This window comes from Streptomyces sp. WM6372 (genome assembly GCF_001279655.1).
Taxonomy (GTDB): Bacteria; Actinomycetota; Actinomycetes; order Streptomycetales; family Streptomycetaceae; genus Streptomyces.
In genome coordinates this window covers 38562-60466 of record NZ_LGDB01000201.1, presented here as the reverse complement: position 1 = coordinate 60466, position 21905 = coordinate 38562, and the positions used below count along the sequence as shown (strand labels likewise).

Below are 21905 nucleotides of genomic sequence, written 5' to 3'. Positions count from 1 at the left end.
GGGCGGGTCAGGCGGCGGCGTTGAGCGCGGTGATCGTTGGGCACGGCGCGGGGGCGGGCGGGTTGTCGGTGCTCTCGCCGCAGTAGGCGGAGCGTTCGGCGCAGATGACGCGGCCCATGTGCTCGACCGGCCGGTGCAGCTTCCGGATCCGGTCGCGCGTCTCGTCGAGGAGGGTCTGGATGCGGATGCTCCGCCGCTGGCTGGTCTCGAGTTCGACTGCGACGAGGGCGAGTACGGCGTCGGCGGCGACCGGGCGACCCTCGGTCGGGAGCCAGAACCTGCCGGCGTTTAGGTCGCGGGCGATGGCGTCGATGGCCCGATCGCGGAGGGTGGGCTGGTCGCTCATAGCAGGTCTCCTGTCGGCAGGTTGTGGATGGTCCGGGGTTCGAGTTCCCGCCGGCGTCCGGGTGGTTGGCCGTGGTCGCCGGGGATGATGCGGGGCCGGTCGTCGGGCTGGTCGAGGCCGTGCCCGTACCGGGTTTCGACGGCGGCCGGTTCGGGTGGGGCGGTGTCGCAGGGCTCGACGTCCCAGCCGGGCAGGAACAGAGGCGGCTGGACGGTCACGGCGCGGGCTCGTCGGCTCGGGCGAGGAGGGCCCGGAGGTCGTCGAGTCCGGCCTGGGTGAGGCCGATGTCAACGGACCAGACCTGGGTGTCGAGGTAGTTGATGTTCGGCAGGTGGAGGATCACGCCGCCGTCGGGGTTCGGGGTGAGGCGGGGCTTGTCGATCACGGCTGGCTCCCTTCGGGCTGGGTGCCGAGGGTCGGCGATCGGATAGCGGGTCGCTGGCAGGGTGAAGGTCGAGTCGGGGGTGCCGATGTGGAAGCTGCCGACGCCGAGGTAGGTGAGGGCGGGCTGCGGGTCGGGCTCGGTCACAGGCTGCTCCGCATCACGGCGACGATCACGGTGGAGGTGGCGGCGACGCCGGCGTACACCGCGAGGACCCACAGGAGGTCGGCGATCATCGGCTGCTCCCGGTCGGCTGGGTGGGCTCGCTGGCGTCGAGGAGGGCGAGGGCGTGCTGGAGGAGGGCCCGGCAGATGGCGCGCTCGCGGGGATCCTCGGGGACGGTGCGGTCGACGGGGTGGACGGCGTGGGTGCCGTCGAGCTGCTCGGTGCCGTGGAAGAAGAGGGCGGGGAGGGCGAGCGGGTCGGGTGTCATCGGGTTCTCCGGTGGTGGTCGGTGCGGGCCCACCGTGGGGTGTGGGCGGCCGCGTGACGGGCTTTCATGGCGCGGTGGCGGTCTCGGGCCTGGTTATCTCTGCGGCGCCGTCCTCGGGCGAGGAGAACGAGGACAGCGGACGCGGAGATAGCCCAGGCGAGGAGGGAAAGCAGGAAGACGATCACGGCTCGCCCAACGGGGTGTCTCGGAGCCGGGGTGCGGGACTGCGCGGCGGCATCGTGTGCCGGGCCCGCCAGTTGCGCATCGTCTGCTGCGGCCGGGTGGCGAGGAGGCCGGCGGCAGCACAGCCGAAGACAGCCTGCACGGCCCACCAGCGTCGCGAGTATCGGGCTGGCTGTCGGATGAGGGTCTGCCGCCAGGCCCAGGCCATGGCTCGACTGGCGGGCTGTACGCGGCCGGTGAGGTAGCCGAGGGCCAGGCCGCCGGCGACGAGGAGCAGGGTCAGCACGGCTACTCCTCGGCCTCGTCGGCGGGCCAGCGCAGCACGTGGGCCACGGTGAAGCCGTTCACCGTCAGAGTCGGCGCCGCCTCCTTCGCGAGCTTCAGCGCGGTGTCGAGGTCGAAGCGGTGCTCGGCCAGCCACTCGTCCTCGCGTTCGGACGGGACCGACTCGTAGCTCCACTGGCCCGCCGCGCTCAGGCAGGAGCCGTGGCGGACGACGGCCCACAGGTCCCGGCCGCGGTACTCGACGTTGAGGCTGAAGTGCGGGGCGTTGATGTCGTTCTCTGGGATACAGGAGACGACGTATCGGGTCGGCCGGACGGTCGCCGCGGGCTGCTGGCTCATGCTCCGGCCCCCTTGACGGCGGGCGGGTCGATGTCGAGCGCGCGGAGTACGGCGTTCAGCACGGTGTCCGCGTCGGGGTAGGCCTCCCAGTCGAGGCCGTCGATGGCGTGCCAAGCGGCCTCGTGCTCCAGCTCGGTCAGGCGGCGGCGCGGGGCGGCGGCGGCTCCTCCGGCCTGGCGGGCCATGTCGCGCTGTCCGGCGATGGCCTCCTCCAGCCGGCCGAGCGGGACCTTGACGGACGTGCCGCGGAAGCCGCCGTCGGTGGTCTCGAACCAGAGCGCGGGCGCCTCGTCGGGGTGCTCGCGCTCGACTGGGGTGATGCGGAGACGCTGGTCGTACTCGTCGGTGTACTCGAAGCGGTTCATGAGGGCCTTCCGGTGGTGTGGGTGGTCCGGGCCGGCCGCCCCGAGCGGGACGACCGGCAAGGCGGGCGGTCAGACAGCGGGGACGTGCCCGGCGGCGAGCATCAGCCGGAGAAGCAGCGGGCCGATGGTTTCGCCGCCAGCGCTGCCTTCTTCGGCCAGCCAGCAGTCCGTGAAGCCGTCCATCTGGAAGTCGCCGCCCTTCCATCCGGTGAACCAGGCGCCGCGGGCGGTTCGGGCGTCCGCGAGCATGTCGCCGATGGTGACGTTCCGGGCCGACTCGAAGGCGAGCTCGTGGTAGTAGCCGCGGTAGGAGTGCGGGTTGGTGAAGCCGTCAGGGCAGACCTTGCGAGGGTCCTCGGCTTCAAGGGCGGTGATGATCTCGTCGAGGGTCATGGGGGCTTCTCCTTGTGCGCGCGGGACGGGTCAGGCGGTCGGTTGGCACGGCAGGGCGAAGGCGGCTTCGAGGGTGGCGATCTCGGCGGCCCGCTCGGGGTCGTTCATGCAACTGGCGGCGCAGGCGGCCGTCCCGTGTCCGGGGCAGTCGGCGCGGTGAGGGAAGTCGGCGTGGCAGGTATCGCAGGACAGCCACTGGGGCATGCGGAACGTGAGCTTGAGGGTGTGTCGGCAGATGCGGGCCATCGGGTTCTCCGGGGGTCGGGTGGGGCTGTCGTCTTGGGTGCCGTGCGTTCTTGCCGGTTCCCGCCTTGCTGGTTGCGGCTGGGCGGCCTTGCAGGGGTGGGTTGGACCGATTGCCTTACGAGGGGGGTCCAACTCGTCGGGGACTTAACTGGCCGGTAGCTTCTGGCGGGCCTTCAGGGCCGCCTTGTGCTCCCGCTCCCCGGCCGAACACGTCTCGCAGAGCTTCGGGTCCTCGCCCCGGCGCCGGTGCGCCTCGTACCCGGCGTGATCCCCATGGCGGCGACGCTGGCCGTCGAGGATCCCGGCCTGGCAGCCGAGAAGAACCGCGTTGGGCATGTTCACCGCACCGAGCTTGCGGAAGACCTCGGTCATCAGCTTGCCGACGCTCTTCTCGTCGATGCCGAGCCTGTGGCCGATGGCGGCGTGAGTGTGGCCGGTGGCTGCCAGACGGAAGGCCTCAAGCTGGTGCGGCGTGAGGGGCTTGCTGCTGGGTCCGCGGCGTGAGGTCGGCACCGGCCGGGCGGGCGCGGTCACGACTCGGCCCCCGGCAGACCCTCGACCTCGCCACCCGGCAGACCCGGGTTCACGATGTGCCGGTGCCCGTCCGGCGTGAGCACCATGAACTGCACGTGCTTGACGCCCTCAGAGTCCGTGCGGGCCCATGCGTCGACGACTTCGCCCTCGAAGGTGACGCGTACCCGCTGCCCCTTGCGAGCCAGTGCACGGAGACGGGCTTCCCGGTCGGTGAGCGCCTGCAGCCGGCGGCGCTTCGGCCCGTCCTCGGCGGCCAGGAGAGTCACCCGCGTGGGGCGCAGACCGGGTACGGGGCTTGTGCACTTGCAGGCCGGGTCCCGGAGTGGCGGCTGGACCTTGCACGATTTCCGGCAGCGCCTGCAGTACCAGACGTTGAGGTGGGTATCGGCGGTGGCAGGCATCGGGTTCTCCTCGGGATGGTGGATGATTCGGTCTGGCTGGCCCCCTCGGTTGCGTCGAGGGGGCCAGCCGTCTGCGTCACGGGGTGGGGGCGTCGCCGACGTACCGGTAGCCGGTGCTGATGGGTCGGAAGCGGTCGAGGCGGATGCTGGTCCGGCGGCCGGGCTTGGCGCCGTTGTGGCCGGCTCCTCGCGGGACGATGAGCTCGACGACGGCGTGCGTGCCGGCGATCTCGACGATGCGGACTCGTCGGCCGTAGCCGCGCTTGTCGTTGTCCTGCCAGATCTGGTCGACGGCGGGGGCGGGGGTCTGCTCGGTCACGGGGTTGCCTTTCGGGGTCGGCGTGATGCCTGACGGCGGGTCACGCGGCGTGCTGGCGGTTGGGGTAGGCGGAGTCGGGTCACGGCTTGGCGCGACGGAGGCGATCGGCAGTGCTGCGGCACGTGCGGCATCGACGAAAGCCGGCGGCGGTAACGACCGTGTTGCTGTCGTCGTACCTATGACCGTGCGGGCAGTGCGTCTTACGGGCTGCCACTGCAGCAACTCCCTGGCCACGCAGGACGTTCACCCGCTGTGACACCGGTTCGAGATGCCAGGGATTTACGCACGCCCGATCTCGGCACAGGTGATCAAGGACGAGGCCGTTGGGTATCTCGGCCCGCAGCAGCTCGTAGGCATGGCGGTGAGCTCGAACAACCCGCCCGCGAAACTTGAACTTGCCGTATCCAGTGGTGCCGCGCATGGCAGTCCAGAGCCAGCAGGTTTGGACGTCACCGCCCGTCACGTGGGACCAGAAGCGGTCCTCATACTCGGTCTTCATGTGATCCCTCCGGGGGTGCAGCCGGGGCAGGGGCATTTGGTGCTGGCGTGGGGCCGGTCGACGACGAGCCAGCGCCGGTAGTCGGTGAGCGCCGCCTCGATCTGCGGGCCGGACGGTGCGGGGACCGGGGCGGGCCGGCTGGTGCCCGTGGGCCATGCGCCGGGGTGAGCGATGTGGACGCGGTCCGCGTCAGCGGCCGTGGTCCGCTGCTTGGGGACGGCGGCCGGGGTGAGGCCAGCGGCCATGAGGAGCAGGGCCACAAGATCGCCTTCCTCGCGAGCCGCGGCGATGTCCTCGGGCGTGAGCTCGGTCATCACGCCTCCGAAGCCATATCGACGAAACGGCCGTAGTGGCCCTGGAACGCGACGGTGATATCGCCGGGATGGCCGCCGCGGTGCTTGCCGACGATCAGGTCGGCTTCTCCGGCGCGGGGCGAGTCCCGCTCATAGGCGTCTTCGCGGTGCAGCAGGACCACGATGTCCGCGTCCTGCTCGATCGCCCCGGACTCGCGAAGGTCGGAGACCTGCGGGCGCTTGTCGGTGCGCTGCTCGGGGCCGCGGTTGAGCTGGGCCAGAACGATGATCGTGATGCCGAACTCTTTGGCCATGAGCTTCAACTGACGAGACATGTCGGCGACGGCCTGCTGCCGGTTCTCAGACTTGGGGGCATACATCAGCTGCAGGTAGTCGACGATCACAAGGCGCAGGCCAGCGGTTCGGACGAGGTGGCGGACCTGGCTTCGCAGCAGCGGCACGGACAGGTGCCCGGTCTCGTTGATGTGCAGCGGAGCGGGGCGTACCTGCCCGGCGGCCTTCGCGAGTCGGGCGAGCCCTGCCGCGTCGACCGCGCCCTGCTTGTGGTGGTGGAGGCCGACCTGCGCGGCGGAGCACAGCAGGGTGTCGGCAAGGTCTTCCTTGTTCATCTCGAGGGACTGGAACAGCGTCGGGATGCCGTGCTTGACCGCGGCGGCCCGTGCGAGGCCGAGGGCGAACGTGGTCTTGCCCATGGCGGGGCGGGCGCCGACGACGACCATCTGGCCGGGGGCCCAGCCGCCGGACAGCAGGAGGTCGAGGTCGATGAATCCGGTGGGGATGCGGTTCTCGGTCGTGGGCTTGGTGACTGCCCGCTCGAGGCTGCCGGCGAGCAGGTCGCCGACGACCGCCATGTCGGCCTGGTCGGTGGCGCCGAGGACCCCGTCAAGTTGGGCTTGGGCGGCGGGGACATCTTCGTCGGGGTCGAAGCCGGCGGACCGGCCGCGGCTGATGGCGTCGTAGCCGTGGGCGACGAGACGGGCCGCCTTCGCCTTCTTGGTGATGCTGGCCGCATACCAGGCGCTCGCCCCGGGCTGGGCGCGGCCGTACAGGTCGACGAGCTGGTCGCGGGTGAGCGGAACGACCGGCAGGTAGCCGGAGGCTCGCCAGGCCTGCAGCTGGGCGTTGACGGCCTCGTAGCGGATCTCGGACCCGGTGAGGGTCTGGCGGATCTCGTCGACGGCGTGCCAGGTCCAGCGGAGGCGGTCGTCGGTGATGTCGGCGGGGTCGAAGTCGGCGGCGAGATCGTCGATGAGGGAGGGCTGCTGCATGACGTTGGCGACGACGATGTGCTCGGCGTCCAGGTCCCGGGGGCGGGCAGGTCCCTCGGCGCCCGTCTCCTCGGTGGGGGCGTCCCACAGGTCGGCACTCACGAGGTGCCCCCCATGCGGCGGTCGTCGCCCTCGAGGAGCAGTACCCCGCCGCGGAACATCTCGCGGAGTCGGGACTGGACGCGCTCGCCGACAAGGTGCTCGGTCTGGCTGGGCAGTACGTCGCATGTGATCAGGACCGGCCGGCGGTTGATGTACCGCTCGTCGAAGATTTCGTACAGGCGTTCCTGGGTCCAGCCGACGGGCGAGACGCGGGCGGCGGCCAGGTCGTCGATGTAGAGGAGGTCGGCGCGCTGGAGCTGGGCGGTGAGGACGCGGCCGTCGTAGTCGCGGCTGTCGGGGCGCAGGGCGTCAAAGAGTGCGGTGGAGCGCCACGTCTCAACGGACGGCTGGCGGCCGGTGCGGGCGATGTACCGGTCGATCCAGCGACGGGTGGCCTGCCAGGCGGTGTGGGTCTTACCGACTCCGATGGCGCCCGTAAGGAACAGGTTCCGCGGGGTGTCCGGCAGCTGATCGGCCCAGGCGGCTGCCATGGGGTCGATATCGATGTCGTGCTGGTAGATCACCGGCGTCTGGGCCAGGAAGCCAGCGACAGCGTCCTCGCGGCGTTCGCGGCGGACAGAGTCCCGCGGGTCCGGCAGCTGGTCGTCGTGGTCAGAACTGGAGTGCACGGCGCTTCTCCTCATCAGTCATGTCTCGGGGTGCGGTCTGGGCGGCGCCAGCGACAGTGCGCGGCAGCGGAGGCGGCTCGTCCTCGTAGCGGGCCTGGTTCAGCCAGGTCGAGGCGTGCGGGATGAACTGCTGCTCGGTCTGCGCCGCCCGGTAGTAGTCGGCGTGGGCCTTGATGGCGGCGAGGATCCGGTCGGGATCGGCTCCGGCCTTCATGGATTTGGTCCAGGCCTTGGCGGCTTCGCTCTTACCGGCCTTGCGGGGGTAGGCCGACCAGAAGGCGTCGAAAGCGGGGCCGGGATCGGATGCGCTCGCCGCCGGAGGTGGTGAGGGAGTCTTTTTCCCTGCTCCCTGCTCCCTGATCCCTGCTCCCTGCTCAGGGCGGAGGGCCTCCGGAGGACTCTGGTAATCCTCCGGAGGACTCTGGAGGTCTTCCGGAGCCGGGTATTTGGCCAGCTCAGCGGCCTCTTCGGGTCGCATGAAGCGGTTTTTCCGGGGGTGGCTGACCTTCTGGTGCTCGGACCAGCTGTTGACCGCGACGAGAGGCCGTCCGGAGACCTCATACAGGGCGATGAGACGGGCCGCGTGAAGCCTCTGGAGATCCTCGCGAGTCCTCTGGAGGATGTCCGGAGCCTCTTCGAGGGGCCAGATCGCGGCCCGGATGAGACGGGCATCCGCCGGCCCGACGCCGTTGTCATCGACGTAGGTCCACAAGCCGATGAACGTGAGGCGCGCGGACAGCGGCAGCTCTGCGATCGTCAGGGAGGTGAAGAACTCCGGCTTGATCGAACGGATACGGGCCATTGGGAGGGACTTCTCTCTGGCTGGTGCGGGTGGGGAAGCGGCTAGGCCGCGGTGGCCGGCTGGTCGTGCTCGAAGGCCAGGTGCTGATCGGCCGGGTCGAGGGTTCGGTAGCAGGCCCGGCAAAGCTGGGCGTCGTGGAAGCTGCCGATGAACTGGTGCCGGTCCGCGGTGCTGGATCCGGGAGAGGCGAACCGGCCGCATCGGGTCAGGTATGGCTCGAAGGAAGCGGCGACTCGGGCCTGTGGGTGCCAGTTGGGGAACCGGACGTACAGGTGGACTGAGCCGGTGTACGTCGTGAGGATGAAACCGAGCTCGGCCAGCTCCGGCAGGCGGCCCATCAGGCGGCCTTTCGCATGTCGCTCTGGAGCGTGGTGGTCCGCTCCCGGTATGCCTTGCGGGCGGCCTGGTTGCAGGGCCGGCAGTAGGGCTTGCCGTTGGGCCGGTAGCCGAGGCAGTCGGGGTAGGCGTGGCCGCCGCGGCTGCAGGTTGTCTTCGTCGGCTTTGGCGTGTGCGGGTTCCGGCTGAGGCGTTCCTGCCGGTAGTGGCGGTGACACAGGCCGAGCGCCTTGATCGGGCTGTCGCAGTCGGCGACCGTGCAGGGGTTGTTGGGCTTCATGCCGGCCTGCATTTTCCAGCGGGATACCTGGGTGCCGTGCGTGCCGACGAGCCGGGCGGTGTCTGTTTCGCTGTGGCCGGCGGTGACGAGGAGGAGTGCGGCGACGCGCTTTTCGTCCCGGGTCAGTGCGGGTCGGGGGTGGCCGTCTTCGATGGCGCGCTGGACGGCAATCCAGTCGATGTTGTCGCTGTAGGTCTCGACGGGTAGGGAGATGCGGTTGGGTTCGCTGATGGCGCGGCGGGCCTTGATCGTGGTCACTGGTTGTCCTCCGTCCGGCGGGTCTGGTGGGGGATGTCCGCCGGGAATTCGGCGGCGATGATGCGGGCGAATTCCCGGCGCGTTTTGGTGAGGCGGGCTACCTCGAGGTCGCGGGCCACGCGGAGTTCGCGCTGGCGGAGGCGTCGCAGCTTGCGGTCGAGGAGCCAGCAGAGGAATCGGTAGGCGGCCCAGACGGCGGCGCAGGTGACGACGACGGTGGCCCAGGCGGCCTCGGCGGGGCTCATGCCGCCTGCTCCCGTCGTGCGGTCCGCCCCTGCCGCCGCTGGGCGCGTTCGGTACGGCGCAGGTGCAGGAACTCCGCGGGCTGCATGGTTAGCCGGTAGAGGTTGACGGGCTTGCCGTGCGCCTTCGGGTTGATCGACTTTACGTACCCGACGTGGACCAGCGGCGAGTTCTTCCGGGTCGACAGGCTGTGGAAGTACAGGCCGGCCTGGTGGTGCTGGCCGTCGGGGAGGACGGCACGGACGTCGTTCATGGAGAACGGCAGTCCGTCGGCGGCTATCGCAGCGACTGCCTGGTCGTAGGTGGCTTCGGTCCAGTCGGAGACGCCGGCGTAGTGGGAGGCGAGGATGGCGTTGGCCTGCTCGCGGGCCTGGGCGGGAGTGAGAGTCATGGCGTGGTCCTCTCGTCTGCTGTACTGGAGGGGTGGGCCGGCCCGATTGCCGCGGGCCGGCCCGATTGCTACTGCTGCGCGGCGGCCTTGAGGGCGGTGCCGCGGGCCCGGATGTAGTCGCCGAGGTTCGTCGGCTGGCCGGTCTCCGGGTGCATGAACGGGGTGGCGAGCGCGCTGGCCGCTTCGACCTCGCGGTACAGGGCGAGCAGGCCGGCGGGGGTCGCATCCTTCGAGCTGGCTGCATCGATCCAGATGCTGGGGTCGAGCTCCTTGGCTCCGGCGCGCAACCAGTCGAGGTAGGGCTTGGCGATGTCGCGGCCGCCGTGGGGGCGCTTCATGCGGGCGCCCTGGAACGCGGGGCAGCGGGACTTGATGAACCAGAGGTTGTTGTCCCGGTCCATCTCTGCGGCGACGCCGAACTCGTACTCGATGCCCTTGCGCTGCTCGGCGCGGATGCCCATGTAGGTGGGCTTGCCCTTCTCAAGCACCCAGTGCTCGTAAGACCGCATCGTCGCCACGACGTGACCGGAGTACGCCATCAGCGCTTCGATCATGTCGTTCTGGATCTGGGTGCCGTCCTTCCAGCCAGCGAACTTGTTGCCTCCGTACTTCGCGTCGGCTGCCTGGGCGACCTGGTCGAGGGTGCCGTCAGTGCCCTTCCAGTAGTGACTGAGCGAGTCGACCATCACGACCGGGTAGCCGCGCTGGGTGGCTGCGGCGAGAGCCTTGATGAGGATGCGCGGGTCGTACCGCCGCATGGGCAGGGTGTCGAACTGGATGCCGAGGTCGCCGAGGTAGAGGGAGGCTGCGCCGCGCTCGGTGTCGATCACGCCGAACCTCTGCCCTTCGGCGAGGCCGGCCGCGACCTGCAGTCCGGTCCAGGTCTTGCCGGCTCCGGACGGCCCCTGGATGGACAGCCGGGCCATGCTGCCGTCCTTGGTGGCGGGCTGGAACTCGAACGGTGCGTCGTCATACTCGTCGGCCTGGGTCTGCTGGGGGCGGGCGGTGCGGACGGGCGGGGGAAGCTGGGACACGATGACTCCTAGGCGTACTGACGCTCGATGTACGGCGGCAGCGAGATGACGGTGGAGGTCTCGGAGTAGCCGGGCCAGTGGCCGGTCTCGCGGCCGTACAGGTAGCGGCCGGCAGCGAGGTGGGTGTCGCGCTGGCCGGCGTACCGGGCGACCGGGTCGAGTTCGGCGACCTGAACCAGGTAGGGCGGCTGCTTCTCCTGGAAGATGAACTTGAAGGCCGCGCCTTCGGGGAGCAGTCCGAGCTCGTAGGCTCCGCGCCGGTAGATGTGCTCCTGGATGTGGTAGCGGAGCTCGTAGACGGTCTTGCTGAGCTTTTCCGGGTGGACGGATGTCGTCGTCTTGTAGTCGGCGATCAGGTCGGAGCGGAGCCAGTCGAAGCGGCTGCGCCACCAGATCTGCCCGTCGGTCCAGAAGATCGACTGCTCGGCGGCCCCAGAGTCCGGCGTGAGGATCTCGGACGCTTCAGGATCCGCAGCGAGCGCTTCGGCCATGTCGCAGATCTGCTGGTAGGCGGCCTGCTTCAGCGGGATCCCGCCCTTGCTTCGTATCGCGGCAACCTTGGCCTTGACCTCCTTCGTGTTCCAGAGGTCGGCGTCCACGACGACCAGCTCCGGCCCGTCACCGAGGACCACGGTGTGGGCCGCGGTCCCGAACTCGAACGCCGGCTTGAACGGCTGCGGGTGGTCGAGCAGGTAGCCGTAGCGGGCCGGGCAGTCGGCGAGGATCTTGGCACCGGAGGCCGAGAGGCTGCCGCCGGGGACCGGGTCGGAGTGGTAGAGCTCGGCCGGGATGTCGTACAGGCCGGGCTCAATCTCGGCCGTGGCGGTCACTGTTCGCCTTCCTGGGCTTCCCAGCAGTCCTCGCAGAGCGGTCCGTCGGGGGTGCGGATGAAGGGTCCGCCCTCGTCTCGGCAGCTGTCGTTGATGCACTGGATGCGTGCCATATCGGTCCTTGAGGGTGTGCTCGGCCGCGGGCGGGCGGTGTGCCCGTCCGGGGCGGTGGTTGGTGTCCCGGGGCCGCGATCCGTTGGATGCGTGGCCCCGGGCGGTTCAGAGGAGGCCGGCTTCGGCTGCGGCGGACAGTCGCATCGGCGCGTACTCGGCCGGGTTGGTGCTGGCCGGCTGGGAGAGGATCGGGATGGGCTGTGTCTCCGTGACTGCCGGGTGCGTGGCCAGGTCTCCGACCTTGGTGGCGTTGGCCTTGAACGCCCGCAGCTCGCGGAGTTCGGCGGTCTGGGCTTGCAGCCTGCGCGTGGCCTCGGCTGCTCGGAGCTCTGCGTCTCCGAGCTGGCTGGCCTTCGCGTTCGCGGCGTCCCGGGCGGCGGTGGCCTCGACCAGCCGCCGCATCAGGTGACAGACGAGGACCAGCAGCGGGTACATCTGCTGCCGCAGCCGGGCCACCTCGTCGACCGCGCGGTGGCGGCCCGTGGGGTGGGCTATCGCGGCTATCGCAGTTGCGACGCTCATACCGTGACTCCCGGCTGGTCGTCGTCGAGGGTGGGCTCGGCGGCCCGCAGCTCGGCGATCTCCCCGTCCCGATCGGCGAGGAGGCGCCCGAGCTGCTCTACTGCCAGCTCGGCTCGTGCGGTGAGACCGGCCATGTACTCGCGCTGCCACGTCTTGTAGCTGTCGCAGGCGAAGGCGCCGTCGCACTCGTCGTTGGCCTTCTCGCAGGGGGCGCATTCGCTCCACCCGCCGAACACCTGGTGCATGTGGCCGCTCATCTCGTGCGCGGCGTTCAGGCCGGTCCGCAGTAGCTTGATCTGGGCCTGCGCTTCGGCGAGGCGGGTGTCAGCGTCCATCGGAGGCCACCGCCTTCGCCGCATCCTGGCGGGCGAACTCGCGGTTGATCCAGGCCTGCGGGTCGAAGCCGAGCGCCTCAGCGGCACCGAACGGGTCGGTGATCTCGGGCATCTCGCCCTCGTCGTCCAGCTCCTTGACGAAGGCCAGCACGCCGTCCGGGTCGACCTCGGCCAGGCGGGCCAGGAGCCGGTGCACGCACCAAGCGGCAGCGGTACCAGAGGCCCGCTCCCACATCATCGACGGCGTGACGTCCTTCGCGACGCGCATGCCGATCACGATGTTGGCTTCGAGGGCGAACCCATGCAGGTCGCGGATCGGGTCGGTGGTCGGGTTCTCAGCCACGGGTTCCTCCGGTCTGGATGTGGCGCCCGAGGGCGAGGAGCAGGAGCGAGGCGAGGCCCGCGAGGGCGTCCAGGGCGGCGATACGGCGGAGAGTCAACGCGACCTCCGGAGGCTCGCGAACCAGACGTCAGGGTTCGGCTCGATGAACCGGTCGCGAAGAGTGTCGGCGAAGTCCGGGTCAACGACGCGGGCCGGCTTCTCGACCTCGGCGGGCGGCTCGTTCAGCAGGGGCGACGTCACCGTCTCAGTGCGGGTCATCGCGACCCCCACGCCGTCAGCGCGTTCGTGTCAGCCCGCCACGTCTGCGGCACCGACCAGTCCGCCGTGAACGCCGCCCGCAGCCGCTCCGCCAGGTGACGAGACGTCCCGCGCGGCAAATCGATCCGATTGCCGGCCGCATCCCGCACCAGAGCCTGCGGCGTGCCATCCGGCTGGTGAGCCAGCAGGATCGACACCGCGCCCGGGGCGATCTGGTCGATACGGAACGGCAGCCGAGCCAGGTGGTGGCGGCGGGTGTGAGCCGACGAGCGCCGGCTGTACAAGGGGAGGTTCGGCTGGCAGGCGTCTCGGCGCGCGGCCCGCAGGAGATACCAGACCTCAGCAGGCCATGCACCCATGTCAGCGCCGTAGTGCCGGAGGTAGTCGGTCTCGAGGGCGATCAGCTCGTCCTCAAGCTGGTCCAGCAGACGCGGTTCCAGGACGGTCGTCATGCGGCACGCTCCAGGTCTGCGCTTTCCTGCCGGGCGGCCTCTTCGATCAGCGCGGCTGCCATGGCCCGCAGGGCTTCCGGTGACGAGCTGTCGGTGTGAAGGGTGACCGGGCCGAGCCGCAGCCAGGAGTGGATCCCGAACTGCTCGGCCTTGATCTCGTCGGGATTGGCGGTGAGGTGCACGCTCAGCGTGCCGACCGTCGTGCTCACGACTGGCCTCCGAGGCTCAGGTACGGGCTGTACGGGACCGCCGGGTCGTCGAGCTGGTGGTGCCACTCGATGTCGATGCCGTGCTGCTCGTAGGCGGCAGGGGATTCGTGGAGCCGGGCGGCGACCTGGGCCAGGTGCTCGGCCGCAGCGGCCTGACGGGCCAGCTCTTCCGGCGACGGCGTGTAGCGGGGGCGCGGCTGGGATGCGCGGATCGCGGCCAAGAGCTCCGGCAGCGGACGATCCAAGTCGGCGATCGTATGAGGCGTCGGAGTGGTCATCGGACGACCTCCGTGGCCTGCGGGTACGTCGCCAGCACCTTCGCCGCGGCGTGCATCGTCGAGATCGACCGCTCGCGGGCCTCGGCCGTGAACTCTGTCCGGCAGAGAAGGAACGCGGTGTGACCCTGCCGCATCTTGCGTGCGGCGGTCTGGATGTAGTGGGGGTAGCGGGACTCGATCAGGTCCACGACCGGATCGGGCATGATGGGGTTCACGGGTCCTCTTCTCCTTGCATGTAGGCGTGCAGGTGAGGGGTGGATCGGGAGTCGGCCTCGACTGCTGGTGGCGACCGGCGGTCGGGGCCGCATAGCCGCAGCTAGGCGGCAGAGGCGACCGACTTACGAGTCGTGCGGCGCGGACGTCGGTACGTGCCGGGGACTCGGCAGAAGTCCTCAAGAATGGTGACCAGGTCCGCCTCGGTGAACATCAGGCGCCGGCCCACGCGGTAGTGAGGGAAGCCCTTGTGGTTCACGCCGTCTCGAAGCCAGCGCTGTCCGGCTTCGCTCTGCTCCCTGTGCTCCTCACCCTTCAGGTGCAGCAGCAGCTTGGCGGCCTCTTCGACGTTGTAGAGCTGCTGGAACTTCTGCGTGTCGATCTTGCGGGTAGACATGTCACCTTCTCTCTTCGGGCGCCTCGTCCAGGAGGCTTTTGTCTTCCGGCCCAAGGCCGAGTGCTGTGCGGAGCCGGGCGTATGGCTCGGGTCGCATGTGGGCGCGGTATCCGTTTTCGAGGTGGTTCAGGTAGCGGCGGCTTATGCCGGCTTCCTGTGCCGCTCTCTCGGTGCTGAGCCCTGCTTCCATGCGGACCGTGCGGATTGCCGCCCCGTTCACCTGGTAGGTGGGTGGGGGTCTTTCCATGCCTCAAAGCTAGCGGGAGCTAGCGGCTATGTCTAGCGGTTGCTCGCGGAAGCTAGCGGAAACTTGTACCGGTGAGTAGCTGGTCAGACGCTGCTTGTGCCCGGAGTGCTTCCGCGATCCGGCGCGAACGAGGGGCGCGTTCTAGCCGCTTTGCCACCTAGTCCTGGCCGGTCCTAGCTGGTCCTGCCAAGATGGCCCTATGGACCGCGACCTTGACCGCCTTGCGACAGCCGTCCGCACCAGGCGCACAGAGCTCCGGCTGGGCGTCGAACCCGCCGCCAAGCTCGCAGGCATCAGCAAAGACACGTGGAAGCGGGTCGAGGCAGGCCTGAAGGTCCGCGACACGACCTACGCAGCCATTGACCGTGCTCTGCAGTGGGCCCCCGGCGGCTGTGTCGCCATCCTTGAGGGCGATGAGGCCGTGCCCACCGAAGAGGCTGCCGGCGACGACACCGTGAGGCTCTCGAAGATCCCCAAGCGAGAGCTCGAACGGATCATGGGTGACGCCGTACAGAGCGCCGCCCTCGCCACCAAGGGCGACCTCACGGGGACCCAGATCCTCGAGCTCAACCAGCGGGTGATGGAGCAGCTGCGCGAGCGCGGGATCCTCTGAAACTCATCCCATCGTCGTACAACCTTTTGGGCCGTTGAAGATGTGACAGTCAATCTGGTCCTCAGAGGTTCCAACCCGTCCCAGACGTGGGAGAGTCGAAGCATCACCTTGGGGGATTCCCAGTCCCGGAAGGGGGGGAGTCGGTGTGCGCAGTCACCTGCTACTCATTGACAACGGTCCGGAGTTCGCCGGATGGTCTGGATCAAGTAATGGGAGAATGGTCTGCGTGGCGCCTCCCGAGATCACCAAGGACGCCGCGGCGCGGCAGTCCATGCGTGAGATCGTGAAGCGCAGCGGAGGAGACTGTGAAGGATGCCGCGGTTGCCCGGTGGGGTGCAGCGGCGCCTGACCAGTCAGGTGCGGAACCCGGTGGTAGGGGTACCAGCCGGGGACCCGCAACACCACTCCGAAGGATCCTCATGCCGTGGACCGAGTGGCGGGGCAACAGCCTCCGCGTGAAGTGGGACACCGGCCGGGTCAACCCGGACACCGGCAAGAAGATGTACGGCTACAAGTCGGGCATGCCGAGCGATACGTGGGACGAGGAGAAGGCCCTCAACTACGGTCTGGACCGCGAATCGGACGCCCGCAATGGGCGCCTCGTTGTGAAGGCCGACGGATCCATCCTCTTCAAGCACTGGGCCGACCTCTGGCTGCAGTCGCGCGATCTCGACCCGACTTCCGTCTATCTCTACAAGAAGCGTCTGCGCGCGCAGATCCTGCCCAAGTGGGGCGAGGAGCCTGTCAACGCGATCACGACGCTCGGCTACCAGATCTGGATGAACGGCCTGAAGGCGAGTAAGTCGGCCAACTATGCGCGGGACCTGAAAGTCCTGTTCTGCATGATCATGGATGATGCGGCCTCTCATAAACCGCCGCTGATCCCCGAGTCGCCTGTCCCGAAGGAGAACAAGCGGCGAGGCCGATACGTCCGGCCGGTACGGGAGGAAAAGGAACACGTCCCCACCGAGGAACTCCACCAGCTTGCGGAGAACGCCAAACACGTCTGGGGCCTGGCCGGCTACACGTTCATGATGACGAAGGCCTACACAGGCATGCGACTGGGGGAGATGTTCGGTCTCCGCCGGGAATACGTAGGGCCGAACTGGCCCGAATCCGAGGAAGATCGCAGCCGCAGGGAGAAGGCGCTCCGCCGGTACTGCGGGGACAAGCCGATGCCGGTCATGCGGGTGCAGTGGCAGCACAAGTACCACAAGGATCCGGCGCGTCTGGAGGACAAGGGTGTCCCCGTCCTCGCTCTGCCCAAGTACGGCAGCGAGAGGACTTTGGTAATCCCACCCTTTCTCGCAGCACTGCATCAGGAGCTGCTCGACTCGCACGACTCCGAGTGGCTGTTCCCCTCGATGACGGGCGGCCCGCTGCTGACCACGGACTTTCACAAGTACTACTGGAAGCCAGTGCGGGACGGCGCGGACGCCAGGGAGGGCCGCTACGCCCGGCCCGAGCTGCCGGCCGTGGAGACGTTCAAGAAGCGCCGCATCCACCTGATCCGCCATGCCCACTCACCTATGCTCGAGGAGGACGGCGTCGCAGCCGTCGCGATCGAGGAGCGGCTGGGCCACATCCTGCAGGGTGTGCGGGGGACGTACTCGGATGTCAGTCCGGAGATGGAGCGGCACGTGGTGCGTGTCCTTCAGGCGCGATGGGAGAAGACCGAGGAGCGCCGGGCGAAGCTGGGTATCGGCTAACTCCCATCGCTCTCCCATCTGCGGCAGAATGACCAAGGTCCCGGCTGGCCAAGGCGTCAAGGATGGGTGCTCCCGCGGTATCCACTGCATCACCCAGCAGCAGCCGAAGGTCTGACCTGCGGCAGATCGACGAAGGAGTGGCCCATGGCGGCGGGTGGAGTGCGTGCGGTACGGAAGAACGCGCCGCCGCGCGAGGACGTACTCGTCGCCGCCATGGCCACGATCGCCGAGCGCGGCCTGGAGGGCCTGACCATGGCCGGGCTGGGCCGCCAGGTCGGCATGAGCAGCGGCCACCTCCTCTACTACTTCGGCAGCAAGGACGAGCTCCTGCTCCAGACGCTGGAGTGGAGCGAGGCGGCCCTGGGCACCAAGCGCCGGGCCCTGCTGGCCCGCCGCGGCTCGGCGCGCGAACGGCTCCAGGCGTACGTGGACCTGTACGTGCCCGAGGAGGCCCGGGATCCGCACTGGACGCTGTGGCTTGAGGTCTGGAACCGCTCGCAGAACGCCGGCCCGCAGGAACGCGAGCGCCAGGCCGCCATCGAGGGCGCCTGGCACCGCGACCTGGTGGCCCTGCTCGCCGAGGGCATCTCGCGCGGGGAGTTCCGGCCCGTGGACCCGGACCGCTTCGGCGCCCGGCTGCGGGCCCTGCTCGACGGGTTCAGCATCCAGGTCGCCGTCGGCCTGCCCGGAATAGGGCGGGCGGACATCCTGGCCCACGTCTCGGAATTCCTTGACGAGGCTCTCGTATCGTGAGACGCGCCGCTCTTGCGGTGAGACGGTGTGACACACTGCGGACGTGCCTGCTCAGCTCATGATTATGGACAGCAGCGCGCCGGTCCGCAGTGGCCGCTGAACCGTGGAAGAACTCCGCGGAAGCGGCCACAGTGCCCCAGACCCGCGCGCAGACCTCTCGCACCCGCGAGGGGTCTTTTCGTTTCCCGGCTCCATTCCTGCCGGGAGCGGGCCGCGCGCGATGATGGGGGCAGTGGAGGCGGCCTGCCCCGGGGCGGGCGTCCGGAACCACTCATCCGACAGGAGTCAGATCAGCATGACGACGACAGAGGCGACAGGGCCGGCGGCGCACGACACCGCCGACGACACGGACAGCTTCCACGTCTTCGACACCACCCTGCGCGACGGCGCCCAGCGTGAGGGCATCAACCTCACCGTCGCCGACAAGCTGGCGATCGCCCGGCACCTGGACGACTTCGGAGTGGGCTTCATCGAGGGCGGCTGGCCGGGCGCCAACCCCCGCGACACCGAGTTCTTCGCCCGCGCCCGTGCCGAGATCGACTTCAAGCACGCGAAGCTGGTCGCCTTCGGCGCGACCCGGCGGGCGGGCGGTTCGGCCGCCGAGGACCCGCAGGTCCGGGCCCTGCTGGAGTCGGGCGCCCCGGTGATCACCCTGGTCGCCAAGTCCCACGACCGGCACGTCGAGCTCGCCCTGCGCACCACGCTCGAGGAGAACCTGGAGATGGTCCGCGACACCGTCTCCCACCTGGTCGCCCAGGGCCGCCGCGTCTTCGTCGACTGCGAGCACTTCTTCGACGGCTACCGGGCCAACGCCGAGTACGCGAAGTCGGTCGTACGCGCCGCCCACGAGGCCGGCGCCGACGTGGTCATCCTCTGCGACACCAACGGCGGCATGCTGCCCGCCCAGGTGACCGCGGTCGTCGCGACCGTCCTCGCCGACACCGGCGCCCGCCTGGGCATCCACGCCCAGGACGACACCGGCTGCGCCGTCGCCAACACCCTGGCCGCCGTCGACGCGGGCGCCACGCACGTCCAGTGCACCGCGAACGGCTACGGCGAGCGCGTCGGCAACGCCAACCTCTTCCCCGTCGTCGCCGCGCTGGAGATCAAGTACGGGCGGCGCGTCCTCCCGGAGGGCGCGCTCGCCGAGATGACCCGCATCTCGCACGCCATCGCCGAGGTCGTCAACCTGACGCCCTCCACCCACCAGCCGTACGTCGGCGTCTCGGCCTTCGCGCACAAGGCGGGCCTGCACGCCTCGGCCATCAAGGTCGACCCGGACCTCTACCAGCACATCGACCCCGAGCGGGTCGGCAACACCATGCGCATGCTGGTCTCCGACATGGCCGGCCGCGCCTCCATCGAGCTCAAGGGCAAGGAGCTCGGGGTCGACCTCGGCGGGGACCGCGCCCTGGTCTCCCGGGTCGTCGAGCGGGTCAAGGAGCGGGAGCTCTCGGGCTACACGTACGAGGCCGCCGACGCCTCCTTCGAGCTGCTGCTGCGCGCCGAGGTCGAGGGCCGCGCCCGCAAGTACTTCCGTACGGAGTCCTGGCGGGCCATCGTCGAGGACCGCCCGGACGGCACCCACGCCAACGAGGCCACGGTCAAGCTGTGGGCCAAGGGCGAGCGGATCGTCGCCACGGCGGAGGGCAACGGCCCGGTCAACGCCCTGGACCGGGCGCTGCGGGTGGCCCTAGAGCGCTTCTACCCCCAGCTGGCCAAGTTCGAGCTGGTGGACTACAAGGTCCGCATCCTGGAGGGCAAGCACGGCACGGAGTCCACGACCCGCGTCCTGATCGCCACGACGGACGGCAGCCGCGAGTGGTCCACGGTGGGCGTCGCCCAGAACGTGATCGCCGCGTCCTGGCAGGCCCTGGAGGACGCCTTCACGTACGGGCTCCTGCACGCGGGCGTCGAACCCGCCGAATAGCACGCGGAACCCCGCCGCCCCGGCCGTCGAGGCCGGGGCGGCGGGGCTTATGTCCAGCTCACACAGGAAAGTGACGGTTCCGGTAGCGTCTGGGGTATGAGGACCAGGCTGATATCCGTGTATCCCGGTCGGCTGCTGGCCGCTCTGCTGCTGGCCCTGTCCGCGACCGCCCTCGTGGCCGCCCCGCAGGCGGCGGCGGCCACCGGACCCGCTGCCGTGGCGGAGGCCCTCAAGCAGGGCCCGGTCTACGTGGACCCGCGCGCCGAGGCGCAGCTGCCGAAGGCCCAGGCGGACGCGCTCGCGAAGAAGATCAAGGACGCGGGGAAGCCGGTGTTCGTCGCCGTACTGCCGGCCGGCTCCGAGTTCCCCGCCGACAGCGTGCTGCGTACGGTCCGGGCCGAAACCGGCATCACGGGGCTCTACGCGATCCGGCTCGGCGACGGCTTCAACGCGGGCGCCGACCGGGCGGTCATGCCTCCGGGCGCCGTCCGCAACCTCACGGATGCCGTGAAGGCCGGCGGGCCCGTGGACGCGGGCACCGAACTCAACAACTTCGTCGACCAGGCGCTGGCGCAGGCCAAGGGCAGGGCCCCGGCCTCCTGGGGCGACACCGGAGCCGACGGCGGGACTCCGGTCAGCGGCCTGGTCGCGCTCGGCGCGGTGGCCGTGATCGGCGGCGGCGGTGCGTACGCGCTGGTGCGCCGCAACCGCAAGAGGAAGGAAGAGGCCCAGCGCGAGGCCATCGAGAAGCTGCGCGTGGTCGTGGACGAGGACATCACGGCCTTCGGCGAGGAGCTCGACCGGCTGGACTTCCACCCCGGTGAGCCCGGCGCGGACGACGCCATGCGCGGGGACTACGAAAAGGGCCTCGACTCGTACGAGAAGGCCAAGGACATCATGGCCTCGGTCCAGCGCCCCGAAGAGGTCAAGGGGGTCACCCAGGCCCTGGAGGACGGCCGGTTCGCGCTGGCCAGCCTCGATGCCCGCCGTCAGGGGCGGCCGCTGCCCGAGCGCCGTTCGCCCTGCTTCTTCGACCCGCGGCACGGGCCGAGCACGCAGGACGCCCAGTGGTCGCCGGCCGGCGGGGCGGCGCGTACCGTCCCGGTGTGCGCGGCGGACGCCGTCCGGCTGGGCGAGGGCAAGGACCCGATGGTCCGTACGGTCGACACCGAGTACGGGCCGCGCCCGTACTACGACGCGGGCCCGGCGTACGGGCCCTGGGCGGGCGGATACTTCGGCGGCGGCATCCTGCCCGGTCTGCTCGTGGGCACCGTGCTCGGTTCGATGATGTCGAGCCCCGCCTACGCCTCCGACATGGGCGGCTACGACGGCGGGGACTTCTCCGGCGCCGACTTCAACTCCTCCGACTTCGGGGGAGGGGACTTCGGCGGCGGCGGTGGATTCGACGGCGGCGGCGGGTTCGACGGTGGGGGCGGCTTCTAGGGGGTGCGTCCCCCCGGTACCGCCCCCGGGACCCGGCGGCGTCAGGCGGTTCAGGCCTGCTTGATGGCCGAGATGTCGAAGGTCAGCTTCACCTTGTCGCTGACCATGACGCCGCCGGCCTCCAGCGCGGCGTTCCAGGTCAGGCCCCAGTCGGAGCGCAGGATCTCGGCGGAGCCCTCGAAGCCGACGCGCTCGTTGCCGTAGACGTCGGTGGCCGAGCCGTTGAACTCCAGGTCGATGGAGAGCGGGCGGGTGACGTCCTTGATCGTCAGCTCGCCGGTGATGCGGTACGCGTCGCCGCCGAGCTGGGCCGCCTCGGTGGAGCGGAAGGTCATCAGCGGGAAGGCCTCGGCGTCGAAGAAGTCACCGCTGCGCAGGTGGCCGTCGCGGTCGGCGATGCCGGTGTCCACGGAGGCGATCTTCACCTCGATGGAGGCGGCGGAGCGGGCCGGGTCGCTGCCGTCGAGGTGCAGGGTCCCGGAGTAGTCGCCGAAGCTGCCGCGGACGTTGGTCACCATCGCGTGGCGGACCGTGAAGCCGATGCTGCTGTGCGCGGCGTCGATGACGTAGTCACCGCTCAGGGCCGCGAGGGCCGGGTCCACGTCGAGCGTGGCGACGGCGGCGGTGCCCTCCTGGACGTTCGCGGTCTGGCTGCGGCGGTTGAAGAGACCCATGATGTGCTCCCTGGTGCTGTCGTGTCCGGTGTTGGTTGAACTTTCAACGAGAACGACGCTAGACCTATTCCGTTCAAATTTCAACATCTAGGTGCGGCGTGTCGCCGTTTTGTCGAACCTCCACAAAGGAGAGGGGTCCCGCCTGGTGGTGTCCGCGCATCATGTGGCGGTTCTGTCCGGGCCGGACAGCGGAACACTTCCGA

General features: G+C 69.7%; 39 protein-coding genes. 5 read left to right on the top strand and 34 right to left on the bottom strand.

The annotated features are described in order from the left end of the window. Positions 1–7: 7 nt before the first annotated feature. From ADK52_RS25410 to ADK52_RS40480, 33 genes are all read right to left on the bottom strand, one after another. Entirely contained in the window at positions 8–346 is a 339-nt protein-coding gene (locus ADK52_RS25410; RefSeq protein ID WP_053692147.1) for a hypothetical protein, read from the bottom strand. Beyond that, on the bottom strand, positions 343–564 hold the full coding sequence (locus tag ADK52_RS25405; protein ID WP_053692146.1) for a hypothetical protein: 222 nt from the start codon (positions 562–564) through the stop codon (positions 343–345). Before ADK52_RS25405 ends, ADK52_RS25410 begins: the two co-directional genes overlap by 4 nt. Beyond that, positions 561–875 (bottom strand): hypothetical protein, encoded by a 315-nt coding sequence (locus ADK52_RS25400; protein WP_053692145.1) that lies wholly within the window; start codon positions 873–875, stop codon positions 561–563. Before ADK52_RS25400 ends, ADK52_RS25405 begins: the two co-directional genes overlap by 4 nt. A gap of 85 nt (positions 876–960) precedes the next feature. Then, positions 961–1161: a hypothetical protein gene (locus ADK52_RS25395; protein WP_053692144.1), complete on the bottom strand. Its 201-nt coding sequence runs from the start codon at positions 1159–1161 to the stop codon at positions 961–963. 181 nt (positions 1162–1342) lie between these two features. Beyond that, positions 1343–1630: a hypothetical protein gene (locus ADK52_RS25390; RefSeq protein WP_053692143.1), complete on the bottom strand. Its 288-nt coding sequence runs from the start codon at positions 1628–1630 to the stop codon at positions 1343–1345. A gap of 2 nt (positions 1631–1632) precedes the next feature. Then, complete coding sequence (locus tag ADK52_RS25385; protein WP_053692142.1) at positions 1633–1968, bottom strand: hypothetical protein; 336 nt, start codon at positions 1966–1968, stop codon at positions 1633–1635. Beyond that, entirely contained in the window at positions 1965–2333 is a 369-nt protein-coding gene (locus ADK52_RS25380) for a hypothetical protein (protein ID WP_053692141.1), read from the bottom strand. Before ADK52_RS25380 ends, ADK52_RS25385 begins: the two co-directional genes overlap by 4 nt. Positions 2334–2402: 69 nt before the next feature. Beyond that, a complete protein-coding gene (locus tag ADK52_RS25375) occupies positions 2403–2726 on the bottom strand; it encodes a hypothetical protein (protein WP_053692140.1) in 324 nt (107 codons plus the stop codon). 30 nt (positions 2727–2756) lie between these two features. Then, positions 2757–2972 carry a hypothetical protein gene (locus tag ADK52_RS25370; RefSeq protein ID WP_053692139.1) on the bottom strand — a complete coding sequence of 72 codons (216 nt, stop codon included), beginning with the start codon at positions 2970–2972 and terminating at the stop codon, positions 2757–2759. Between the two features lie 144 nt (positions 2973–3116). Beyond that, positions 3117–3506, bottom strand: coding sequence for a LuxR C-terminal-related transcriptional regulator (locus ADK52_RS25365; RefSeq protein WP_053692138.1), 390 nt, complete (start codon positions 3504–3506; stop codon positions 3117–3119). Next, the gene (locus ADK52_RS25360) at positions 3503–3772 is read right to left on the bottom strand and encodes a hypothetical protein (protein ID WP_159046026.1); all 270 of its coding nucleotides are present in this window, start codon (positions 3770–3772) and stop codon (positions 3503–3505) included. Before ADK52_RS25360 ends, ADK52_RS25365 begins: the two co-directional genes overlap by 4 nt. A gap of 211 nt (positions 3773–3983) precedes the next feature. Then, positions 3984–4226, bottom strand: a complete 243-nt coding sequence (locus tag ADK52_RS25355) for a hypothetical protein (protein ID WP_053692136.1) — start codon at positions 4224–4226, stop codon at positions 3984–3986. A 79-nt stretch (positions 4227–4305) separates the two neighbouring features. Then, a complete protein-coding gene (locus tag ADK52_RS40485) occupies positions 4306–4725 on the bottom strand; it encodes an HNH endonuclease signature motif containing protein (protein ID WP_159046025.1) in 420 nt (139 codons plus the stop codon). Further along, the gene (locus tag ADK52_RS42550; protein ID WP_053692135.1) at positions 4722–5039 is read right to left on the bottom strand and encodes a hypothetical protein; all 318 of its coding nucleotides are present in this window, start codon (positions 5037–5039) and stop codon (positions 4722–4724) included. The genes ADK52_RS40485 and ADK52_RS42550 overlap by 4 nt, the downstream gene beginning before the upstream one ends. After that, positions 5039–6409, bottom strand: a complete 1371-nt coding sequence (locus ADK52_RS25345) for a replicative DNA helicase (RefSeq protein ID WP_053692134.1) — start codon at positions 6407–6409, stop codon at positions 5039–5041. The genes ADK52_RS42550 and ADK52_RS25345 overlap by 1 nt, the downstream gene beginning before the upstream one ends. Beyond that, complete coding sequence (locus ADK52_RS43940) at positions 6406–7038, bottom strand: DnaA ATPase domain-containing protein (RefSeq protein ID WP_053692133.1); 633 nt, start codon at positions 7036–7038, stop codon at positions 6406–6408. Before ADK52_RS43940 ends, ADK52_RS25345 begins: the two co-directional genes overlap by 4 nt. Continuing rightward, positions 7022–7840, bottom strand: coding sequence for a hypothetical protein (locus ADK52_RS25335; RefSeq protein WP_053692132.1), 819 nt, complete (start codon positions 7838–7840; stop codon positions 7022–7024). The genes ADK52_RS43940 and ADK52_RS25335 overlap by 17 nt, the downstream gene beginning before the upstream one ends. Before the next feature lie 41 nt (positions 7841–7881). Next, positions 7882–8178 (bottom strand): hypothetical protein, encoded by a 297-nt coding sequence (locus ADK52_RS25330; protein WP_053692131.1) that lies wholly within the window; start codon positions 8176–8178, stop codon positions 7882–7884. Beyond that, positions 8178–8714 (bottom strand): hypothetical protein, encoded by a 537-nt coding sequence (locus ADK52_RS25325; RefSeq protein ID WP_053692130.1) that lies wholly within the window; start codon positions 8712–8714, stop codon positions 8178–8180. The genes ADK52_RS25330 and ADK52_RS25325 overlap by 1 nt, the downstream gene beginning before the upstream one ends. Next, entirely contained in the window at positions 8711–8959 is a 249-nt protein-coding gene (locus tag ADK52_RS25320) for a hypothetical protein (RefSeq protein ID WP_053692129.1), read from the bottom strand. The genes ADK52_RS25325 and ADK52_RS25320 overlap by 4 nt, the downstream gene beginning before the upstream one ends. Continuing rightward, complete coding sequence (locus ADK52_RS25315) at positions 8956–9348, bottom strand: hypothetical protein (protein WP_053692128.1); 393 nt, start codon at positions 9346–9348, stop codon at positions 8956–8958. Before ADK52_RS25315 ends, ADK52_RS25320 begins: the two co-directional genes overlap by 4 nt. A gap of 68 nt (positions 9349–9416) precedes the next feature. Next, on the bottom strand, positions 9417–10382 hold the full coding sequence (locus ADK52_RS25310; protein ID WP_053692127.1) for an AAA family ATPase: 966 nt from the start codon (positions 10380–10382) through the stop codon (positions 9417–9419). An 8-nt stretch (positions 10383–10390) separates the two neighbouring features. Beyond that, complete coding sequence (locus ADK52_RS25305) at positions 10391–11212, bottom strand: PD-(D/E)XK nuclease-like domain-containing protein (protein WP_078988584.1); 822 nt, start codon at positions 11210–11212, stop codon at positions 10391–10393. A gap of 219 nt (positions 11213–11431) precedes the next feature. Beyond that, positions 11432–11848 carry a hypothetical protein gene (locus tag ADK52_RS25300; RefSeq protein ID WP_159046024.1) on the bottom strand — a complete coding sequence of 139 codons (417 nt, stop codon included), beginning with the start codon at positions 11846–11848 and terminating at the stop codon, positions 11432–11434. Continuing rightward, complete coding sequence (locus ADK52_RS25295; protein ID WP_053692125.1) at positions 11845–12183, bottom strand: hypothetical protein; 339 nt, start codon at positions 12181–12183, stop codon at positions 11845–11847. The genes ADK52_RS25300 and ADK52_RS25295 overlap by 4 nt, the downstream gene beginning before the upstream one ends. Beyond that, positions 12173–12526 carry a hypothetical protein gene (locus ADK52_RS25290; RefSeq protein WP_053692124.1) on the bottom strand — a complete coding sequence of 118 codons (354 nt, stop codon included), beginning with the start codon at positions 12524–12526 and terminating at the stop codon, positions 12173–12175. The genes ADK52_RS25295 and ADK52_RS25290 overlap by 11 nt, the downstream gene beginning before the upstream one ends. Before the next feature lie 93 nt (positions 12527–12619). Beyond that, on the bottom strand, positions 12620–12784 hold the full coding sequence (locus ADK52_RS42545; protein WP_159046023.1) for a hypothetical protein: 165 nt from the start codon (positions 12782–12784) through the stop codon (positions 12620–12622). Next, a complete protein-coding gene (locus tag ADK52_RS25285; protein WP_053692123.1) occupies positions 12781–13236 on the bottom strand; it encodes a hypothetical protein in 456 nt (151 codons plus the stop codon). Before ADK52_RS25285 ends, ADK52_RS42545 begins: the two co-directional genes overlap by 4 nt. Continuing rightward, on the bottom strand, positions 13233–13445 hold the full coding sequence (locus ADK52_RS25280; protein WP_053692122.1) for a hypothetical protein: 213 nt from the start codon (positions 13443–13445) through the stop codon (positions 13233–13235). Before ADK52_RS25280 ends, ADK52_RS25285 begins: the two co-directional genes overlap by 4 nt. Next, on the bottom strand, positions 13442–13690 hold the full coding sequence (locus tag ADK52_RS25275; protein WP_159046022.1) for a hypothetical protein: 249 nt from the start codon (positions 13688–13690) through the stop codon (positions 13442–13444). Before ADK52_RS25275 ends, ADK52_RS25280 begins: the two co-directional genes overlap by 4 nt. Positions 13691–13719: 29 nt before the next feature. After that, on the bottom strand, positions 13720–13938 hold the full coding sequence (locus tag ADK52_RS25270; RefSeq protein WP_053692120.1) for a hypothetical protein: 219 nt from the start codon (positions 13936–13938) through the stop codon (positions 13720–13722). A gap of 101 nt (positions 13939–14039) precedes the next feature. After that, a complete protein-coding gene (locus ADK52_RS25265) occupies positions 14040–14333 on the bottom strand; it encodes a helix-turn-helix domain-containing protein (protein ID WP_053692119.1) in 294 nt (97 codons plus the stop codon). A gap of 1 nt (position 14334) precedes the next feature. After that, the gene (locus tag ADK52_RS40480; protein ID WP_078988583.1) at positions 14335–14580 is read right to left on the bottom strand and encodes a helix-turn-helix domain-containing protein; all 246 of its coding nucleotides are present in this window, start codon (positions 14578–14580) and stop codon (positions 14335–14337) included. Between the two features lie 199 nt (positions 14581–14779). On the opposite strand from ADK52_RS40480, the gene ADK52_RS25260 reads away from it, so the two are divergent. From ADK52_RS25260 to ADK52_RS25240, 5 genes are all read left to right on the top strand, one after another. Next, complete coding sequence (locus ADK52_RS25260) at positions 14780–15193, top strand: helix-turn-helix domain-containing protein (RefSeq protein ID WP_053692118.1); 414 nt, start codon at positions 14780–14782, stop codon at positions 15191–15193. A 419-nt stretch (positions 15194–15612) separates the two neighbouring features. Then, complete coding sequence (locus ADK52_RS25255; RefSeq protein ID WP_053692117.1) at positions 15613–16902, top strand: hypothetical protein; 1290 nt, start codon at positions 15613–15615, stop codon at positions 16900–16902. A gap of 144 nt (positions 16903–17046) precedes the next feature. Continuing rightward, the gene (locus tag ADK52_RS25250; protein WP_053692116.1) at positions 17047–17655 is read left to right on the top strand and encodes a TetR/AcrR family transcriptional regulator; all 609 of its coding nucleotides are present in this window, start codon (positions 17047–17049) and stop codon (positions 17653–17655) included. Positions 17656–17950: 295 nt separating this feature from the next. Further along, entirely contained in the window at positions 17951–19585 is a 1635-nt protein-coding gene (cimA, locus tag ADK52_RS25245; protein ID WP_053692115.1) for a citramalate synthase, read from the top strand. Positions 19586–19681: 96 nt separating this feature from the next. After that, positions 19682–21028, top strand: a complete 1347-nt coding sequence (locus ADK52_RS25240; protein WP_053692114.1) for a hypothetical protein — start codon at positions 19682–19684, stop codon at positions 21026–21028. A 50-nt stretch (positions 21029–21078) separates the two neighbouring features. On the opposite strand, the gene ADK52_RS25235 is transcribed toward ADK52_RS25240, so the two are convergent. Continuing rightward, positions 21079–21702 carry a YceI family protein gene (locus ADK52_RS25235; protein ID WP_053692113.1) on the bottom strand — a complete coding sequence of 208 codons (624 nt, stop codon included), beginning with the start codon at positions 21700–21702 and terminating at the stop codon, positions 21079–21081. Between the last annotated feature and the right edge of the window lie 203 nt (positions 21703–21905).

Excerpts from the sequence above, each read along its gene's own strand:
- ADK52_RS42545 (WP_159046023.1), bottom strand. The coding sequence starts at position 12,784 with ATGACCCGCACTGAGACGGTGACGTCGCCCCTGCTGAACGAGCCGCCC.
- ADK52_RS25285 (WP_053692123.1), bottom strand. The coding sequence starts at position 13,236 with ATGACGACCGTCCTGGAACCGCGTCTGCTGGACCAGCTTGAGGACGAG.
- ADK52_RS25380 (WP_053692141.1), bottom strand. The coding sequence starts at position 2,333 with ATGAACCGCTTCGAGTACACCGACGAGTACGACCAGCGTCTCCGCATC.
- ADK52_RS25375 (WP_053692140.1), bottom strand. The coding sequence starts at position 2,726 with ATGACCCTCGACGAGATCATCACCGCCCTTGAAGCCGAGGACCCTCGC.
- ADK52_RS25295 (WP_053692125.1), bottom strand. The coding sequence starts at position 12,183 with ATGGACGCTGACACCCGCCTCGCCGAAGCGCAGGCCCAGATCAAGCTA.
- ADK52_RS25410 (WP_053692147.1), bottom strand. The coding sequence starts at position 346 with ATGAGCGACCAGCCCACCCTCCGCGATCGGGCCATCGACGCCATCGCC.
- ADK52_RS25260 (WP_053692118.1), top strand. The coding sequence starts at position 14,780 with ATGGACCGCGACCTTGACCGCCTTGCGACAGCCGTCCGCACCAGGCGC.
- ADK52_RS40485 (WP_159046025.1), bottom strand. The coding sequence starts at position 4,725 with ATGAAGACCGAGTATGAGGACCGCTTCTGGTCCCACGTGACGGGCGGT.
- ADK52_RS25370 (WP_053692139.1), bottom strand. The coding sequence starts at position 2,972 with ATGGCCCGCATCTGCCGACACACCCTCAAGCTCACGTTCCGCATGCCC.
- ADK52_RS25315 (WP_053692128.1), bottom strand. The coding sequence starts at position 9,348 with ATGACTCTCACTCCCGCCCAGGCCCGCGAGCAGGCCAACGCCATCCTC.
- ADK52_RS40480 (WP_078988583.1), bottom strand. The coding sequence starts at position 14,580 with ATGGAAAGACCCCCACCCACCTACCAGGTGAACGGGGCGGCAATCCGC.
- cimA (WP_053692115.1), top strand. The coding sequence starts at position 17,951 with ATGACGACGACAGAGGCGACAGGGCCGGCGGCGCACGACACCGCCGAC.
- ADK52_RS25300 (WP_159046024.1), bottom strand. The coding sequence starts at position 11,848 with ATGAGCGTCGCAACTGCGATAGCCGCGATAGCCCACCCCACGGGCCGC.
- ADK52_RS25385 (WP_053692142.1), bottom strand. The coding sequence starts at position 1,968 with ATGAGCCAGCAGCCCGCGGCGACCGTCCGGCCGACCCGATACGTCGTC.
- ADK52_RS25320 (WP_053692129.1), bottom strand. The coding sequence starts at position 8,959 with ATGAGCCCCGCCGAGGCCGCCTGGGCCACCGTCGTCGTCACCTGCGCC.
- ADK52_RS25265 (WP_053692119.1), bottom strand. The coding sequence starts at position 14,333 with ATGTCTACCCGCAAGATCGACACGCAGAAGTTCCAGCAGCTCTACAAC.
- ADK52_RS25330 (WP_053692131.1), bottom strand. The coding sequence starts at position 8,178 with ATGGGCCGCCTGCCGGAGCTGGCCGAGCTCGGTTTCATCCTCACGACG.
- ADK52_RS25235 (WP_053692113.1), bottom strand. The coding sequence starts at position 21,702 with ATGGGTCTCTTCAACCGCCGCAGCCAGACCGCGAACGTCCAGGAGGGC.
- ADK52_RS25255 (WP_053692117.1), top strand. The coding sequence starts at position 15,613 with ATGCCGTGGACCGAGTGGCGGGGCAACAGCCTCCGCGTGAAGTGGGAC.
- ADK52_RS42550 (WP_053692135.1), bottom strand. The coding sequence starts at position 5,039 with ATGACCGAGCTCACGCCCGAGGACATCGCCGCGGCTCGCGAGGAAGGC.
- ADK52_RS25395 (WP_053692144.1), bottom strand. The coding sequence starts at position 1,161 with ATGACACCCGACCCGCTCGCCCTCCCCGCCCTCTTCTTCCACGGCACC.
- ADK52_RS25250 (WP_053692116.1), top strand. The coding sequence starts at position 17,047 with ATGGCGGCGGGTGGAGTGCGTGCGGTACGGAAGAACGCGCCGCCGCGC.
- ADK52_RS25335 (WP_053692132.1), bottom strand. The coding sequence starts at position 7,840 with ATGGCCCGTATCCGTTCGATCAAGCCGGAGTTCTTCACCTCCCTGACG.
- ADK52_RS25240 (WP_053692114.1), top strand. The coding sequence starts at position 19,682 with ATGAGGACCAGGCTGATATCCGTGTATCCCGGTCGGCTGCTGGCCGCT.